Origin of the sequence: Nitriliruptor sp., assembly GCF_040882075.1 — a bacterium.
Taxonomy (GTDB): domain Bacteria; phylum Actinomycetota; class Nitriliruptoria; order Nitriliruptorales; family Nitriliruptoraceae; genus Nitriliruptor.
Window position 1 is genome coordinate 1 of record NZ_JBBEBZ010000168.1, and the last position, 14,464, is coordinate 14,464.

At 71.6% G+C, this 14,464-nt stretch carries 15 protein-coding genes, 1 tRNA gene and 1 pseudogene; 4 read left to right on the forward strand and 13 right to left on the reverse strand.

The genetic code is table 11. The features are described from left to right. Together WEB03_RS10760 and WEB03_RS10765 are read right to left on the reverse strand one after the other, a co-directional pair. A partial coding sequence (locus WEB03_RS10760) for a ClpX C4-type zinc finger protein (protein ID WP_368070952.1) occupies positions 1-544 on the reverse strand: 544 nt, incomplete at its 3' end. A gap of 157 nt (positions 545-701) precedes the next feature. Continuing rightward, positions 702-1,343: an ATP-dependent Clp protease proteolytic subunit gene (locus WEB03_RS10765; RefSeq protein ID WP_368070953.1), complete on the reverse strand. Its 642-nt coding sequence runs from the start codon at positions 1,341-1,343 to the stop codon at positions 702-704. 332 nt (positions 1,344-1,675) lie between these two features. On the opposite strand from WEB03_RS10765, the gene WEB03_RS10770 reads away from it, so the two are divergent. Continuing rightward, positions 1,676-2,665, forward strand: a complete 990-nt coding sequence (locus WEB03_RS10770) for a hypothetical protein (protein WP_368070954.1) — start codon at positions 1,676-1,678, stop codon at positions 2,663-2,665. Between the two features lie 159 nt (positions 2,666-2,824). On the opposite strand, the gene tig is transcribed toward WEB03_RS10770, so the two are convergent. Next, the gene (tig, locus tag WEB03_RS10775) at positions 2,825-4,288 is read right to left on the reverse strand and encodes a trigger factor (RefSeq protein ID WP_368070955.1); all 1,464 of its coding nucleotides are present in this window, start codon (positions 4,286-4,288) and stop codon (positions 2,825-2,827) included. A 205-nt stretch (positions 4,289-4,493) separates the two neighbouring features. Between tig and WEB03_RS10780 the strand changes: the two genes are divergently transcribed. From WEB03_RS10780 to WEB03_RS10790, 3 genes are all read left to right on the forward strand, one after another. Then, a complete protein-coding gene (locus WEB03_RS10780; protein ID WP_368070956.1) occupies positions 4,494-5,183 on the forward strand; it encodes a VIT family protein in 690 nt (229 codons plus the stop codon). 542 nt (positions 5,184-5,725) lie between these two features. Next, a tRNA-Pro gene (locus WEB03_RS10785) sits at positions 5,726-5,803 on the forward strand. 17 nt (positions 5,804-5,820) lie between these two features. Continuing rightward, on the forward strand, positions 5,821-6,414 hold the full coding sequence (locus WEB03_RS10790; protein WP_368070957.1) for a TetR/AcrR family transcriptional regulator: 594 nt from the start codon (positions 5,821-5,823) through the stop codon (positions 6,412-6,414). Positions 6,415-6,446: 32 nt separating this feature from the next. On the opposite strand, the gene paaK is transcribed toward WEB03_RS10790, so the two are convergent. The 10 genes and pseudogenes from paaK to WEB03_RS10840 all read right to left on the reverse strand — a co-directional run. Further along, complete coding sequence (gene paaK, locus WEB03_RS10795) at positions 6,447-7,751, reverse strand: phenylacetate--CoA ligase PaaK (RefSeq protein ID WP_368070958.1); 1,305 nt, start codon at positions 7,749-7,751, stop codon at positions 6,447-6,449. Between the two features lies 1 nt (position 7,752). Continuing rightward, a complete protein-coding gene (gene paaI / locus WEB03_RS10800; RefSeq protein ID WP_368070965.1) occupies positions 7,753-8,157 on the reverse strand; it encodes a hydroxyphenylacetyl-CoA thioesterase PaaI in 405 nt (134 codons plus the stop codon). A gap of 29 nt (positions 8,158-8,186) precedes the next feature. Then, the gene (gene paaD / locus WEB03_RS10805; protein WP_368070959.1) at positions 8,187-8,732 is read right to left on the reverse strand and encodes a 1,2-phenylacetyl-CoA epoxidase subunit PaaD; all 546 of its coding nucleotides are present in this window, start codon (positions 8,730-8,732) and stop codon (positions 8,187-8,189) included. After that, a complete protein-coding gene (gene paaC / locus WEB03_RS10810; protein WP_368070960.1) occupies positions 8,729-9,541 on the reverse strand; it encodes a 1,2-phenylacetyl-CoA epoxidase subunit PaaC in 813 nt (270 codons plus the stop codon). Before paaC ends, paaD begins: the two co-directional genes overlap by 4 nt. Next, entirely contained in the window at positions 9,538-9,876 is a 339-nt protein-coding gene (locus tag WEB03_RS10815) for a hypothetical protein (protein ID WP_368070961.1), read from the reverse strand. The genes paaC and WEB03_RS10815 overlap by 4 nt, the downstream gene beginning before the upstream one ends. Before the next feature lie 62 nt (positions 9,877-9,938). Beyond that, positions 9,939-10,874 carry a 1,2-phenylacetyl-CoA epoxidase subunit PaaA gene (gene paaA / locus WEB03_RS10820; protein WP_368070962.1) on the reverse strand — a complete coding sequence of 312 codons (936 nt, stop codon included), beginning with the start codon at positions 10,872-10,874 and terminating at the stop codon, positions 9,939-9,941. Between the two features lie 187 nt (positions 10,875-11,061). Beyond that, on the reverse strand, positions 11,062-11,811 hold the full coding sequence (locus WEB03_RS10825) for an enoyl-CoA hydratase-related protein (RefSeq protein ID WP_368070963.1): 750 nt from the start codon (positions 11,809-11,811) through the stop codon (positions 11,062-11,064). A gap of 108 nt (positions 11,812-11,919) precedes the next feature. Beyond that, a complete protein-coding gene (locus WEB03_RS10830) occupies positions 11,920-12,324 on the reverse strand; it encodes a cyclic nucleotide-binding/CBS domain-containing protein (RefSeq protein ID WP_368070966.1) in 405 nt (134 codons plus the stop codon). A 149-nt stretch (positions 12,325-12,473) separates the two neighbouring features. Continuing rightward, positions 12,474-14,165, reverse strand: a complete 1,692-nt coding sequence (gene paaN, locus WEB03_RS10835) for a phenylacetic acid degradation protein PaaN (protein ID WP_368070964.1) — start codon at positions 14,163-14,165, stop codon at positions 12,474-12,476. Between the two features lie 118 nt (positions 14,166-14,283). Next, positions 14,284-14,464 (reverse strand): annotated as a pseudogene (locus tag WEB03_RS10840) (HPF/RaiA family ribosome-associated protein); the annotation flags it as partial.

Genomic DNA, 14,464 nt, shown 5'->3' on the forward strand with positions numbered 1-14,464 from the left:
CGATGTAGATGATGCCCGTCTCGGCCTTCTTGACGTCGAAGTCGGCGGCCTGGATGAGCTTGAGGAGGATGTTCTCGACGTCCTCACCGACGTAGCCGGCCTCGGTCAGCGCCGTGGCATCCGCGATCGCGAACGGCACGTTGAGGAGCTTGGCGAGGGTCTGGGCGAGGAGGGTCTTGCCGGAGCCGGTCGGGCCGAGCAGCAGGATGTTGGACTTCTGGAGCTCGACCTCGTCGGCGGCGGCGGTCCCGACCTGGATGCGCTTGTAGTGGTTGTAGACGGCGACCGCGAGGGTCTTCTTCGCCGAGTCCTGGCCCACCACGTAGTCGTTCAGGAAGCCGTAGATCTCCTTGGGCTTCGGCAGCTCCTCGAGGCCGAGCTCGGCAGGTTCGGCGAGCTCCTCCTCGATGATCTCGTTGCACAGGTCGATGCACTCATCGCAGATGTAGACGCCAGGCCCGGCGATCAGCTTCTTGACCTGCTTCTGGGACTTGCCACAGAACGAGCACTTGAGGAGAGCGTCTCCCTCACCGAACTTGGCCATCGCTCGCCCTCCGCTGGCGTGGCGACCCCGGGCTCCGCTCCGGCACCGCTCGCCGATGGTAACGGCGGCGCCCCCTGCCCGCAGTCAAGGTCCCCAACGGAACGCGAGGACCCGGGCCATCCGGCCCGGGTCCTGGTGTGGTGACGGAGCGGCGCGGTCAGCGCAGCGCGCGCTCCTGGACCTGGCGGGAGCTGATGATGTGGTCGACCACGCCGTACTCCTTGGCCGCCTCGGCCTCGAGGACGAAGTCCCGATCGGTGTCGTGCGCGATCTTCTCGACGCTCTGGCCGGTCTTCTCGGCGAGGATCTCGTTGAGCAGGTCGCGCATGCGCAGGATCTCGCGCGCTTGGATCTCGATGTCCACCGACTGGCCCTCGGCCTGACCGGAGGGCTGGTGCATGAGGATCCGCGAGTGCGGCAGGGCGAAGCGCTTGCCCGGGGTGCCGGCGGCGAGCAGCACCGCAGCGGCCGACGCGGCCTGTCCCATGCAGATGGTGGACACGTCGTTGCCGATGTACGCCATCGTGTCGTAGATGGCGAACAACGCGGTGATCGACCCGCCCGGCGAGTTGATGTACATCGCGATGTCCTTGTCCGGATCCTCCGACTCGAGGTGCAGGAGCTGGGCCATCACGAGGTTGGCGATCTCGTCGTTCACCGGCGTGCCGAGGAAGACGATGCGCTGCTGGAGCAGGCGCGAGTAGATGTCGAACGCGCGCTCACCTCGGTTGGTCTGCTCGATGACCGTCGGGACCAGGTAGTTGAGGGGCGACGGCGTTCCGGTGCCGGTGACGTCCACGGCGGGTCCTCTCGAGGGTGGTGGGGCGCGCAGCGCGCCGCAGGAGCGTACCCACGCCGCTCCGTCGGCCGGCCGGGTTGCGTCGCGCCCACGCAGGTGCCCCCGTCCGTTCGGCGCCTCCCGCGCCACCTCGGCTGGCAGTGGGGTCCTCGCGTAGCGCTGGCGCCACACCACCACCCCGCTCCGGCCCACACCCACCTCGACACGGGTAGCGGGGTCCTCGCGTAGCGCTGGCGCCACACCACCACCCCGCTGGTCCTCGCCGCCACGTCGTCCACAGGCCGACCCGGATCCGCCGGTGCACGCACGCAGGTCGATGCGAGGCTGCACGGATGAAGGATGACCAGGACGAAGACGAGCAGCCGACGCCGCGGCCGGAGACCTGGCCCGCCTTCGAGCAGGCGGTGCGGGAACGGCACGGGGTCGCGGACGCGGCGCTGGCGACCGAGCTCGGGGTGACACGTTCCCGGTTCCACCGTCGCACGGCCCGCGAGTCCTGGACGGTCGCGCGGGAGGGCGTCCGGCTGCACCCGCACGTGCCCGACTCGGTCCAGCAGCGGGTGACCGTGGTGACCGTGAGCACCGCCGGGTTGGCGGCGGCGAGCCGTGACACCGCGGCGTGGCTGCACGGGCTCGAGGCGCGGCCGCCGGACCGGCAGAGCGTCGCGTTGGCGCACCCGTACCGAGCGGAACGGCACCGCGACGTACGCATCCACCGGGCGCGGTGGCTGACCAGCGACGATGTCGTCGCCGTGCAGGGTGTCGCGACGCTGACGGTGCCCGCCACTCTGCTCAGCTCGAGCCGCGCCGACGCCACGCGCCAACGGGCGCGGCTCATCGACGTTCTCCACCGTGGGCTGGCCACGACCGACGAGGTCCTCGCCCTGCTCGATCGCGTCGGCCCCGTGCCGGGCAAGGGCACGCTCCGCGACCTGTGCCACGAGTTCGGACCGCTCACCGTCGAGTCGATCTTCCAGGACGAGGTCGCCAGGACCTTGTCAGGGCTCGGGTACCCAGCCGAGCGCTCGACAACGCGCATCGACACCCCTGACGGCGTCGGGCTGACACCGGACATCGCGCTCCGGCCCTGGAAGGTCGCGGTCGAGACCGAGGGCGACGCGTTCCACCGCACCCGCTCACAGCGGCGAACCGACCGCCGACGCATCGCCGCGTACGCGGGGACGCCGTGGGTCCCCTACCCGATCGACTGGCGGGACTGGTTCGACGATCGCGACCACGTGCTCGACGGCCTCGACGCCGCGATCGCTTCGCAGCGCGAGCTCGGGACCGGCCGCGACCACCTCCCACCTCGACGCCAGTAGCGGGGTCCCCACGTGGCGCTGGCGCCACACCAGCACCCCGCTGCGGGCCGGCGCGGCCACCTCGACCGCTCGCGGGGTCCCCACGTAGCAGCAGCGCCACACCAGCACCCCGCTACCACGTGAGGGGGGGGGGGGGCCCCGCTCCTGGCTCGTGGAGGGTCAGGTCTGGTCGTCGTCCGTGTCGGCGGCGTCCGCGTCCGGGGTCTCGACCTCGTCCGTGGCGCCGGTCGCGTCGGTGTCGGCGTCCTCGGTCGGGACCTCGACGATCTCGGGCGGGGTTTCGGTGATGACCCCGTCCACGCGCGTGAGGCCGACCTCCTCGAGCGCCTCGTCGGACGGGCCACCATCGACCTCGGCGCCGGCGACGATGGCGTCGATCGCCTTGCGACGCATGATGTCGCCGAGCAGCGCGGGCAGGCTGCCCTGCTGCTGGATGATGCGGGCGACCTCCTGCGGCGGCATGCCGTTGGTCTGCGCGTGGCGGACGATCTCCGCGTCGATGTCGGCCGGGTCGATCGGCACCTCCAGCGACGTGGCGAGCTCGTCGAGCACCAGCTGCGCCTTGACGGTGCCCTCAGCCTGCTGGCGTGCGTTGGTCTCGAACTCCTCGCGGGTCGTGCCCTCGAGCTCGAGCAGCTGCTCGACGTCCGCGCCGAACCGCTCGGCCTGGTGCCGGAGCTGGTGCATCCGCTGTTCGGCGTCCGCCTCGATCATCGTCGGCGGCAGGGTCACGTCCACCTTGGCGAGGTAGGCCTCGAGGATGGTGCCGCGCAGGTCGTGCTGGGCCTGCTGGATGCTGCGCTTGAGCAGCGCGGTCCGCAGGTCGCGGCGCAGGTCCTGGATCGAATCGAACTCGGAAGCCGTGGTCGCGAAGTCGTCGTCGAGGTCGGGGAGCTGCTTCTCGCGGACGTCCTTGACGGTGACCGTGAACGTGGCGGTCTCACCGCCGTGCTCGGGGTACTCGTCGGGCAGGGTGTCCTCGTAGCTGAGCTCGTCCTCCGCGGAGGCGCCGACGAGCTCCTCGTCGAGCTTCGGGGTGACACCGGCCGAGCCGACCTCGTAGAGGGCGTCCTCGACCCGAGCGGACTCGAGCTCCTCGCCGTCGATGGCGACCGCGAGGTCGATGGTGACGAGGTCGCCCTTCTTCGCGGCACGCTCGACGACCTCGACCTCGGCGAAGCGCTCGCGCATCTGCTCGAGCTGCTCGTCGATCTTCGAGTCGTCGACGTCCCAGGTCGGGAAGCTGACGGCGATACCGGTGTGGTCGGGCAGGTCGAGCTCGGGCCGGATCTCGACGGTGGCGGTGAAGGTCGCCCCCTCGGCCTCGGTGAACGTCTCGACGTCGACCTCGGGCTGGCCGACAGGGACGAGCTCCTCGGCTCGCACGGCCTCGAGGTAGAGGTCGGTCAGCGAGTCCTCGAGCGCCTGCTGGGCGATGACGCCCTCGCCGAAGCGCTGCTCGATGAGGCGGCGTGGGGCCTTGCCCGGCCGGAAGCCGGGCACGTTGACCTGCTTGGCCAGCTCGCGGGCCGCGCGGTCGAAGGCCTGCTTCACGCGCTTGGGCTCGACCTCGACGGTCAGCTTGACCTTGACCGGGTCGAGGGTCTCGACGGACGTCTTCACGGTCGGTGGATCCTCGTTCGTAGGGAGCGTCGGCGCGTTTCGCTCTGGAGCGGTGGGGAGGCGAGCGGGTCGCGGCACGCACGGGGGCGCCCCGACGACGCGGGGCGGGGCGCGATGGTTCCACCTCGTCCCGCTGGTGTCCATCCAGCGTGCGGGCCGCCCGGCCTGGTTCCATGCGCGGCCACACCTCAGGAAGGCGAGAGCCGTGTCGATCCCCCACGCCGAGCAGCACCTCTCGAGCCGGAGCAACTGGCTCCGTGCGGCCGTGATGGGCGCGAACGACGGGATCGTGTCCACCGCCGCCCTGGTGGTCGGCGTCACCGCCGCCAGTTCGACCCGTGACCCGGTGGTGGTGGCCGCCATCGCCGGTCTGATCGCCGGCGCCGCTTCGATGGCCGTCGGCGAGTACGTGTCGGTGGCTGCGGCCAAGGATGCCCAGCAGGCCGATCTGCAGCTCGAGATGCGGGAGCTCGAGCAGGACCCGGGGGGCGAGTTGCGTGAGCTCGCGGCCATCTACGAGGCGCGCGGCGTCACCCCCGAGACCGCCCTGGCGGTCGCCCGCGAGCTGCACGAGGTCGACGCGTTGGCCGCCCACGCCCAGGACGAGCTCGGCATCACCGACGCCCTGTCCGCGCGACCGCTCGAGGCCGGGATCGCGTCGGCGGCCTCGTTCGCGGTGGGCGGGTCCGTCCCGCTGCTCGCGGTCCTCTTCGCACCGTTCGGCTCGATCCTGTACTCGGTGGGGATCGCCACCACGATCGCGCTGCTCATCCTCGGTGTCCTGTCGGCGATGGCCGGCGGCGCTCAGCGCAGCCGCGCGGTCGGCCGCATCCTCATCGGCGGCGTGCTCGCGATGCTGGTCACCTTCGGGGGAAGCGCCCTGTTCGGGGCCTGACGCCCTCGTCCGAGCCTGTGGATAGCTCTCCTGCGGCCGAGTCGCATGCGGCAAGCTTCAGGCGGAGGTGACCGGTGCGAACCCGACGGTGTCCGACGTGCGCCACCGATCTGCCGGAGGAGCAGTTCGGCTGGCGTGATGCTGCTCACGAACGACGGCAGAGCCTCTGCCGCACGTGCGAGCGTGCAGCGTGGCGTGCGTGGTACAGGCAACCTCAGAACCGAGAACGTCACCTCGCGGCGCTTCGCGAACGACGAACCCGTCGTCGGCGCGAACTTGCAGCACTGGTTCGCATGCACAAGGACCGACCGTGCGCGGACTGCGGTGGAACTTCCCAGCAGAGGTCATGGATCTCGACCACGTTCGAGGCGAGAAGCGGGCCGAGGTCTCCCGACTGGTCCACACGGCAGGACGCCGCGCTGTGCTCGACGAACTCCAGAAGTGCGACGTCGTGTGCGCGAACTGTCATAGACAACGTACGACGCGTCGGCAGCGTGCGGCCGGAGCCGACTCCGCCGACGGCTAGCCTGTGGGCGTACACCCGGGATGTAGCGCAGCTTGGTTAGCGCACCTCGTTTGGGACGAGGGGGTCGCCGGTTCGAATCCGGCCATCCCGACCAGCCGTAGGAGGCGCGACGTGAGCTCGGAGCCGGTGCCGCCGCGACGTGCGACGCACACGGTGGACTCGCTGCTCGACGCGGCCGTGGCCGTCTTCAACGACCGCGGGTACGACGGCACCTCGATGGAGGATCTGGCCCGTGCGGCCGGGATCACCAAGTCGTCGATCTACCACCACGTGAAGGGCAAGGAAGCGCTCCTCGGGATGGCGCTGGACACCGCGCTGGCGGGGTTGTTCGCGGTGCTCGACGAGCCGGCATCCAACGAGGGGCCGGCCCGCGACCGGCTCGAGCACATCCTGCGGCGGAGCGTCGAGGTGCTCGACGCGGAGCTGCCGGCCGTCACCTTGCTCCTGCGGGTGCGCGGCAACACCCCCACCGAGCTCGAGGCGCTCGAACGGCGACGGGAGTTCGATCGCCGGGTCACCGACGTGGTCGCGCAGGCGATCGCCGAGGGCGACCTACGGACCGACCTCGACCCCGCGCTCGTGACTCGGCTGGTCTTCGGGACGGTCAACTCGCTGGTCGAGTGGTACCGGCCGGGCAGGGGCGAGAGCGCCAGCGACGTGGCCGACGCCCTCGTCACCCTGGCGTTCGACGGCCTGTTCCGCTGACGTCGGCACGCGCTGACATCGACGCGCGGACGTCAGCGGCGGTCGATCACGCGCTTGGCCTTGCCGATCGATCGGGTGATGGCCGCGGGGTCGACCACCTCGACGTCGACGCTGACACCGATCCGGGCCTTGACCCGGCGACGGAGCGCTCGCGCCGCAGCGTCGCGGTCGGCGGAGCCGGCGAGTTGGCCGTCCCGGGCTTCGACCCGGACCGTCAGCTGATCCATGCGTTCGGGCCGCGTCAGGACGCACTCGAAGTGCGGCGCCAGGCCGGGCACGTCGAGCAGCAGCTCCTCGACCTGGGTCGGGAACAGGTTCACCCCGCGCAGGATGATGAGGTCGTCGCTGCGCCCGGTGATCTTCTCGATCCGGCGCATCGTGCGGGCCGTGCCGGGCAGCAGCCGGGTGAGGTCGCGGGTGCGGTAGCGGACGACCGGCATCGCTTCCTTGGTCAGCGAGGTGAAGACCAGCTCGCCCTCCTCGCCGTCGGGCAGGACCTCGCCGGTGACCGGGTCGATGATCTCCGGGTAGAAGTGATCCTCCCAGACGTGCAGGCCGTCCTTGACCTCGACGCACTCGTTGGCGACGCCGGGGCCGATGACCTCGGACAGGCCGTAGATGTCGACCGCGTGCATCCCGAACGCGTCCTCGACCTCGGCGCGCATCGCCTCGGTCCACGGTTCCGCGCCGAACACGCCGACCTTCAGGTTCGTGCCGTGCGGGTCGACGCCCTGCTCGCGCATCTCGTCGAGGATCGACAGGGCGTAGGACGGCGTGACCATGATCGCGTCGGCCTGGAAGTCGACGATCAGCTGGACCTGCCGCTCGGTCATCCCCCCGGACACGGGTACGACGGTGCAGCCGAGCTTCTCGGCGCCGTAGTGAGCACCGAGGCCGCCGGTGAACAGCCCGTAGCCGTACGCCACGTGCACCACCCACCCCGGGCGGACCCCACTGGCCCGCAGGGACCGCGCGACGACCTCGGCCCAGGTGTCGATGTCCTTGGCCGTGTAGCCGACCACGGTCGCCTTGCCGGTGGTGCCGGACGAGGCGTGGAGCCGGGCGACCTGTTCGCGCGGCACCGCGAACATGCCGAACGGGTACTCCGCACGCAGGTCCTGCTTGGTCGTGAACGGGAACCTCGACAGGTCCGACAGCTCACGCAGATCGTCCGGGTGCACACCCGCCGCGTCGAACGCCCGGCGGTAGCGCGGCACGTTGTCGTAGGCGTGGCCGAGGGACCAGCGCATGCGCTCGAGCTGGAGGCTGCGCAGCTCGTCGATCGACGCGGTCTCGATCGGGTCCAGTGTGGCGGGGTCGGGGGTCAGGTCCAGCACGTCAGGTGGGCTCCCGGAGGGTCCGGCTGCGACCGCGGAACTCGGCGATCAGGTCCCCGTCACCGGTGACGGGTCCGTCGCTGGTCGCGGTCCGCCGGACCGTCACGTCGGTGATGCCGCTGCGACCGAAGGTGGCACGCTCGACCGCCTCGGCGATCAGCACGTCACCGTCGTGGGCGGCGGCGATGAAGTCGATCTCGGCCGTGGCGGCCACGGTCGTCGGTCGACCGCTGTTGCACGCGCAGGCGAAGGCGGTGTCGGCGAGCAGGAAGACGTACCCGCCGTGGGCGATGCGGTGGCCGTTGAGGTGGCGGTCGTCGATGGTCATCGTGACCTGGGCGTAGCCCGGGCGGACCTCGACGACCTCGATACCGAGCGCGGCCGACGCGGAGTCGTTCGCCATCATCTCGACGGCGGGGTCGTGGTCGTCGCCCCTCACGCCTTGAACGCCTCGAAGGGCTGCTGGCAGCCCTCGCAGAAGCGGACGTCCCGGCACGGCGTCGGCCCGAAGTTCGACTCGCGCACCGTGTCGCTCGAGCCGCAGTATGGGCACGGGCGGGGGTCCGACGCGGGACCGAGCATCAGCGGCAGGGTCACGCGACCGTCCGCGGTCGGTGCGCCGGTCGCGCCGCCAGGGGGGGCGATGCCGAACTCCCGCAGCCGTTCGCGCCCGATCGCGTCGATGCGGTCGGGGGTCCACGGCGGGTCGAAACGGAACCGGACGCTGACCTGATCGACACCCGGGACGCGCCCGACGGCCTCGACCACGTCACGTTCCATGATCTCGGTGGCGGGGCACCCGGCGAAGGTCGGCAGCAGCTCGATGCGGACGTGGCCGTCCTCGACATCGACCGCGTGGACCATGCCGAGCATGCCGAGGGTGACCGGTGGCAGCTCGGGGTCGGGGACGTCGGCGACGGCCCCACGCACCGCGTCGAGCAGGGTCGTCGCGGTCTGTTCCGGAGGCAGGACGTCGTTCACCAGCGTGCTCCCCGGTGCTCGCGGTACAGCGAGGTCATCTCGGGCCAGACGTCGGCGGTGAAGTCGTCGGTGTGCCGACCGAGCCGCCCCCCGCTGGCTTCGGCTGGGACGGCGGACGGCACGAGGTCGTCCATGTCGGCCGTCCGCAGGAGCGGGGCGACGATCTCGAGCCAGCGCCCGCCGAGGTCGGGGTGCGAGACCGGCAGCAAGCCCGACGCGAGCGCCTCGTCCTCATCCTCGAACGGCTCGGCCAGGCCGAGGGCTTCGGGGAGCGCGACGGTCAACCCGTCGCGGAACCGACCGATCGCTTCCTCGCCACCGTTCACCAGCCGGGAGAACCACTGGTCGGCGTGCTCGAGGTGGTAGCGCTCCTCGAACTGGAGCTTGCCGGCCACCGACGCGATGTCCGGATCCGAGCTCTGCGTCAACGCCCCCAGCCGCACCGCGTCGAAGCGGTCGTAGGCCCAGTGGCGGGCGAGGGTGAAGGCGAAGTCGCGCGGAGGTCGTTCGCACGCGATGGCGTGGCGGTACTCCTGCGGAGCGCGACCGAGACCGAGCGCGTCCACGGCGGCGCGCTGCGGTTCACCGGTCACGTCGAAGCCGATGAGGACCTGGTACCAGAGGTCGGCGTGGTTGATCTCGTCCTGGGCGATCGACGAGAACGCCATGTCCTCCTCGAGCGAGGGTGCGACGCCGGTCCAGTGCGACGCGCGGTGGCCGGTGATCAGCTCGTCGTCGGCGAGGACCAGCAGCAGCTGGGCACGCGGCGTGGTCAGGTCCGGAGCCGCGACCTCGGTGACGGCGGTCACGACGGTGCTCCGGCGCGCGGGGTGGGCCGTTCCCGGACGTGGCCGAGACCGCGAGCGTCGGCGGCGTCCTTGGCGGCCTGACGCTTGTCGCGGAAGCCGGAGTAGCCCCGCTGCTGGCGGTAGCCGTCGTCGACCCGCCGCTCGAGGAGCGTCGGATCCGCGAGCCGGTGGAGGTCCTCGGTGGCCACCACGGCGAAGTCCACACCCTCGTCGTGGCGGAAATGGGTCTCGCGGGCCAGGAGCAGCGCCGCCTCGGCGTCGGCGGCGTGCAGCGCCCCGACGTGGGTCAGCGGATCGTCGAACTTCCGCCGCCCGAACACCTCGTACGTCGCCACGAGCTCTCCCTCTCCCTGGTCGTGCTGCCGGCGCCCCGCGGCGCCAGGCGGTCGCGCTGCGGTCAGGCGACGGCGGGTACCCGGTCGCCGGTGATGATGTCGTGCACCCACTCGTGGTGGCGGTGCAGGAGCTGACGGGCAGCGAGCCGCGACGCGGTGGTCGGCCCCGGTTCGCCCTTCACCAGCTCGGCGAGCTCGTCCCAGTCGGGTTCGGTGTAGCGCCAGGTCGCGGCGTCCACGTCGTAGCGGAGCTCGGGGTCCGGCAGCTCGATACCGACGTCCCACAGCTTCGGGACGTACTGGCTCAGCCAGGACTGCCGACCCTCCTCGTTGGTCTGGGTCTTGATGCCCCACCGGATCGAGATGTCGTCCTCCGCTGGGATGTCGGTCCCGAAGAAGTGCATGATCGGCGTCCACCAGCGGTCGACGGCCTCCTGGAGCATGGCGAACTGCTCGTCGGTGCCGGAGGCCATCGCGAGCAGGATGTCCTCGCCGTGGCGGTAGTGGAGCGACTCCTCGGCGACGACCCGCTTCATGACGCGGACGTACGGCGCGTAGGAGGTGCCGAGCAGGGCCTTCTGGGTCACGATCGCCGCCCCGTCGACCAGGAACCCGATGCAGGCGACGTCGCCCCAGGTGTAGGTCGGGTAGTGGAAGACGTTGTGGAACTTGCCGCGGCCGGCGATCAGGTCCTCGTACATCTGCGCCCGCGGCTTGCCGAGCGTCTCGGCGACCCGGTAGATGAGGTGGGCGTGACCGACCTCGTCCTGCACCTTGGCCGCCAGCGAACGCTTGCGTCGCAGCGACGGTGCGCGCGCGATCCACTCCCGCTCCGGCAGCGCCCCCATGATCTCGGAGTTGGCGTGCATCTCGATGAAGCGGATGTTGAGGTTGCGGTAGGTGTCGGGCATCCAGTCGCCCGATCCCACCTTCCCGCCCGCATCGAGGTGGGCGAGGAACTCGGCCTCGCGGACCGGATCGCTGACGGTCTCCTGCACGGCGTTGCTCCTCATCCGGGGCGTCCGGACGCCGGACCCAGGAGGATCCGGCGCTCCCCACCCGAACGTTCGGTCGGTAACGTACGGCAGGGCCCGAGGACGGGTCAAGCATCCCGTGGGACGAGCGCACGGGACGGGACGGGACGCTGCGGGACGCGGCGGTCGCGGCCACCGCCAGCGACGCGGATCAGCGCGAGAGGAACGCCGCCAGCGCCGACCGGTACTCCTGCCCCGCACCTCGCTCACGCTGCACGTCCCGTTCGAGGTCGAGCTGAGCGTCGAGGTCGTGGTCGAAGGTGGCGCGCAGCAGCCGCTTGGTCTCGGCCACGCCCTCCGGTGGCAGCCCCGCGATGGTCGCGGCGATCTCGGCGACGCGGGTCCCGAACGTGTCGTCGTCGGCGACCTCGGCGATCAGGCCCCAGTCCGCCGCGGTCGTCGCGTCGAGCGGGGCCCCGAGCAGGGTCATGGCCGCGGCGCGCTGCGGGCCGACGAGTCGTGGCAGCGTCCACGTGCCGCCGCCGTCGGGGACCAGCCCGAGGCCAGCGAACGGTTCCAGGAACCGCGCCGACCGGGCCGCGACGACCAGGTCGCAGGCGAGCGCGAGGTTGGCGCCCGCGCCGGCGGCGACCCCGTTCACCGCGGCGATGACGGGCACACGCGCGTCCCGGACGGCCCGCACCCCCGCGTTCCAGCGGTCCACGGTCGCGCCGAGGTCGGCACCCTCGGCGGCCACGGCCTCGTCGGCGAGGTCCTGCCCGGCGCAGAACCCCTTGCCCTCGCCGGTGAGCACGACGACGCGGACGTCCCGCTCCAGATCGCCCAGCGCCGCGACGAACGCGTCGAGGACGGCGCCGGTCAGCGCGTTGCGTCGCTGCGGTCGATCGAGGGTCAGCGTCAGGACGCCGCCGTCCACCTCGCTGCGGAGCCCATCGGTCACGTCGGTCCCTCCCGGTCGCCGGTGCGGCGCCGGACGAGCGCCGCCGACGAGGGACGCTAGGGCTCGCGCCGGCGGTGTGCCGCGCGTCCGCCCACCGACCTGACGACCTCAGGCGATCGTGTGCTCCTCGAGCAGGGCGGCGGCGAGGTCCCGGATCGACACGACGCCGACGATGACCCCACCCCGTTCGATGACGAGGTGGCGGACCTCGGCCTCGAGCACGGCCCGCATCGCGTCGCGGACGCTCGTGCTCTCGTCGACGGTCAGCAGATCGGCCGTCGCGTGGTCACGGACCCGTTCGACGTCGACGTCGTCACCCGCCGCGATAGACGCCACGATGTCACGTTCCGACAGCACGGCGCGCGGACCGGCGGGGCCGACCACCAGCAGCAGCCCGAGGTTGTCGCTGGTCAGGGTCTCCGCGGCGGCCCGCAGCGTGGCGGTCGGGGAGGTCATCGCGACGGGTCCCGTGACGAGCGTGCCGACGGGGTCGGTGGGTCGGATGCCGAGCATCACGGGAGGTCTCCTGTCCGGGGACCAGCAGCCTGCCTCGCCGTCCCGCGGCGTAGAAGTGGCTTCGGTCCCGTCGGCGCAGGGCCGGTCGCCACCCCCGGTCAGGCAGGGCGTCCGTGGGTCCGGTCCCGAGGCGCCCGCGGGCCGGTTCAGGCGTGCCAGCGGGTCTCGACGACGCGGAAGCGCGACGCCACGAAGGCGTCGTCGACCAGCGACGCGTTGGCGGCGGGGTTCGCGCCGGTGGCGTGGAAGTCGCTGAACGCCGAGGTCTGGTTGACGAACACGCTGCCGTGCAGGTCGAAGGAAGCCGACACGCCGGCGTCCATCGCGACCTCGGTCGCGGCGGCACGGACCTCGTCGCTGCCGGCGTAGACGGCGAAGGTGATCGCACCGCGACGCTTGACGGTGTCGCGCACGAGTTCGAGCCCGTGCTCGGTCGAGTCGGTGGCGACGAGAAAGCTGATCGGACCGAAGCGTTCGGTGTCCCACGCGTCCGCGTCGGCGGCGTCGACAGCGACCACCAGCGGCGTGTGGACCACGGCGTCCGGGTACGCGGGGTGCTCGAGCGGCGTCGATGCCGCCACGACCCGGCCGAGGCCCGTCGCCTCCTCGATGCGCTCCACGACCGACGGGTCGCCGATGGCACCGAGGATCTCGACCCCCTTCTTGGCGGGCTCGAGCAGCTCCTCGAGCGCGGCCGCGATCCGCTCCCCCACCTGCTCGAAGCTGAGGTGGCCCTCGTCGGTGTCGATGCCGTCGCGCGGGACGAAGACGGCCTGCGGGGTCGTGCACATCTGCCCGCTGTAGAGCGAGAAGCTGAAGGCGAGGTTGGCGAACATCGCCGCCGCCTGGTCGGTGCCATCGACGACGATGGTGTTGACCCCGGCCTTCTCGGTGTAGACCTCGGCCTGGGTGGCGTTGGCCTCGAGCCAGTCACCGAAGGTGGTCGAGCCGGTGAAGTCGACGAGCTTCACGTCGGCGTTGGTGGCCAGCTCGATCGCGAGGGGTCGGTCCGGGGTGTCGGTCGCGAGCGTCACGAGGTGCGGCGAGAAGCCGGCGGCGCCGAGCACCTCCTGGGCGACCTCGACGACGAGGCCGAGAGGAAGGACCGCACCGGGGTGTGGCTTGATGATGACCGGGTTGCCGGTGGCGAGGGAGGCCATGATCCCGGGCAGGCCGTTCCAGGTGGGGAAGGTGCGGCAGCCGATGGTCACCTCGACGCCCCGCGGGACGACGTGGAAGCGCTTCTCCATGATCGTCGGGCGCTTGCCCGGCTTCTCCCAGGTGACCGACGCGGCGTGACGGGTGGACACGTCCCACGCGTAGGCGACGGCCTCGAGCCCGCGATCGAGGGCGTGCGGACCGCCGGCCTGGAACGCCATGACCAGCGGCTGGCCCGTGGTGTGGTGCACGGCCTGCCCGAGCTCGTGCGCCCGGGCGCCGAGGCGGTCGAGGATCTCCACGCAGAGCGCCGCGCGCAGGTCCGGTCCGGCGTCCCGCCACGCGGGCATCGCGGCCTTCGCAGCGGCGACCAGCTCGGCCGGGTCGGACGCCGGGTAGTCGATGGCCAACGTGGGCCCGTAGGGCGAGCGCTCGCCGGCGACGCGTTCGCCGGTGGAGGGCTGGTCGAGCCGCAGGCCCCGTTCCTGGAGCGCCTCGAAGTCGGCCTGGCCGGCGGCGATCGGGTCGTCGCCGTACGCCGGGTCAGTGATGCGCTCGGAGTAGCGCGAGTGGTACGAGCGGGCGCGCGCCGCATCCACCGCCTCCCGGAGGTCCGGCAGGTGCCGCGCGACGAGGTCGTCACGGTCGATCGCGGGGGCAACGGTGGTCGACGTGCTCACGGTGAACTCCAGGCTCGAGGGGGCGATCCCTCCCCGGACCGCCGCACGCGATGCTAGACCGACCGTTCGGTCGGGGCTACCGCCGCGCGGTCGTCACGCGACCCTCTCGGCGGTGCGGTCACCGCCGGGCGCGGTCCTGCGCCTTGTTCACGTGCTTGTCGATCTGCTTGAACAGGTCGTCACGCACGTCGTGCAGCGCGGACTGGAGCTCGGTCTCGTGGGAGGTCGCGACCATCTTCGGCATGTTCGCGATCCAGCACTCGAGCACGACCTTCTGCGAGGGCGTGTCGCGCTCCTTG

Coding starts and splice junctions, on each gene's coding strand:
- paaI (WP_368070965.1), bottom strand. CDS start 8,157: ATGATGGCGAACGACTCCGCGTCGGCCGCGCTCGGTATCGAGGTCGTC.
- WEB03_RS10830 (WP_368070966.1), bottom strand. CDS start 12,324: ATGCTCGGCATCCGACCCACCGACCCCGTCGGCACGCTCGTCACGGGA.
- WEB03_RS10770 (WP_368070954.1), top strand. CDS start 1,676: ATGAAGGATGACCAGGACGAAGACGAGCAGCCGACGCCGCGGCCGGAG.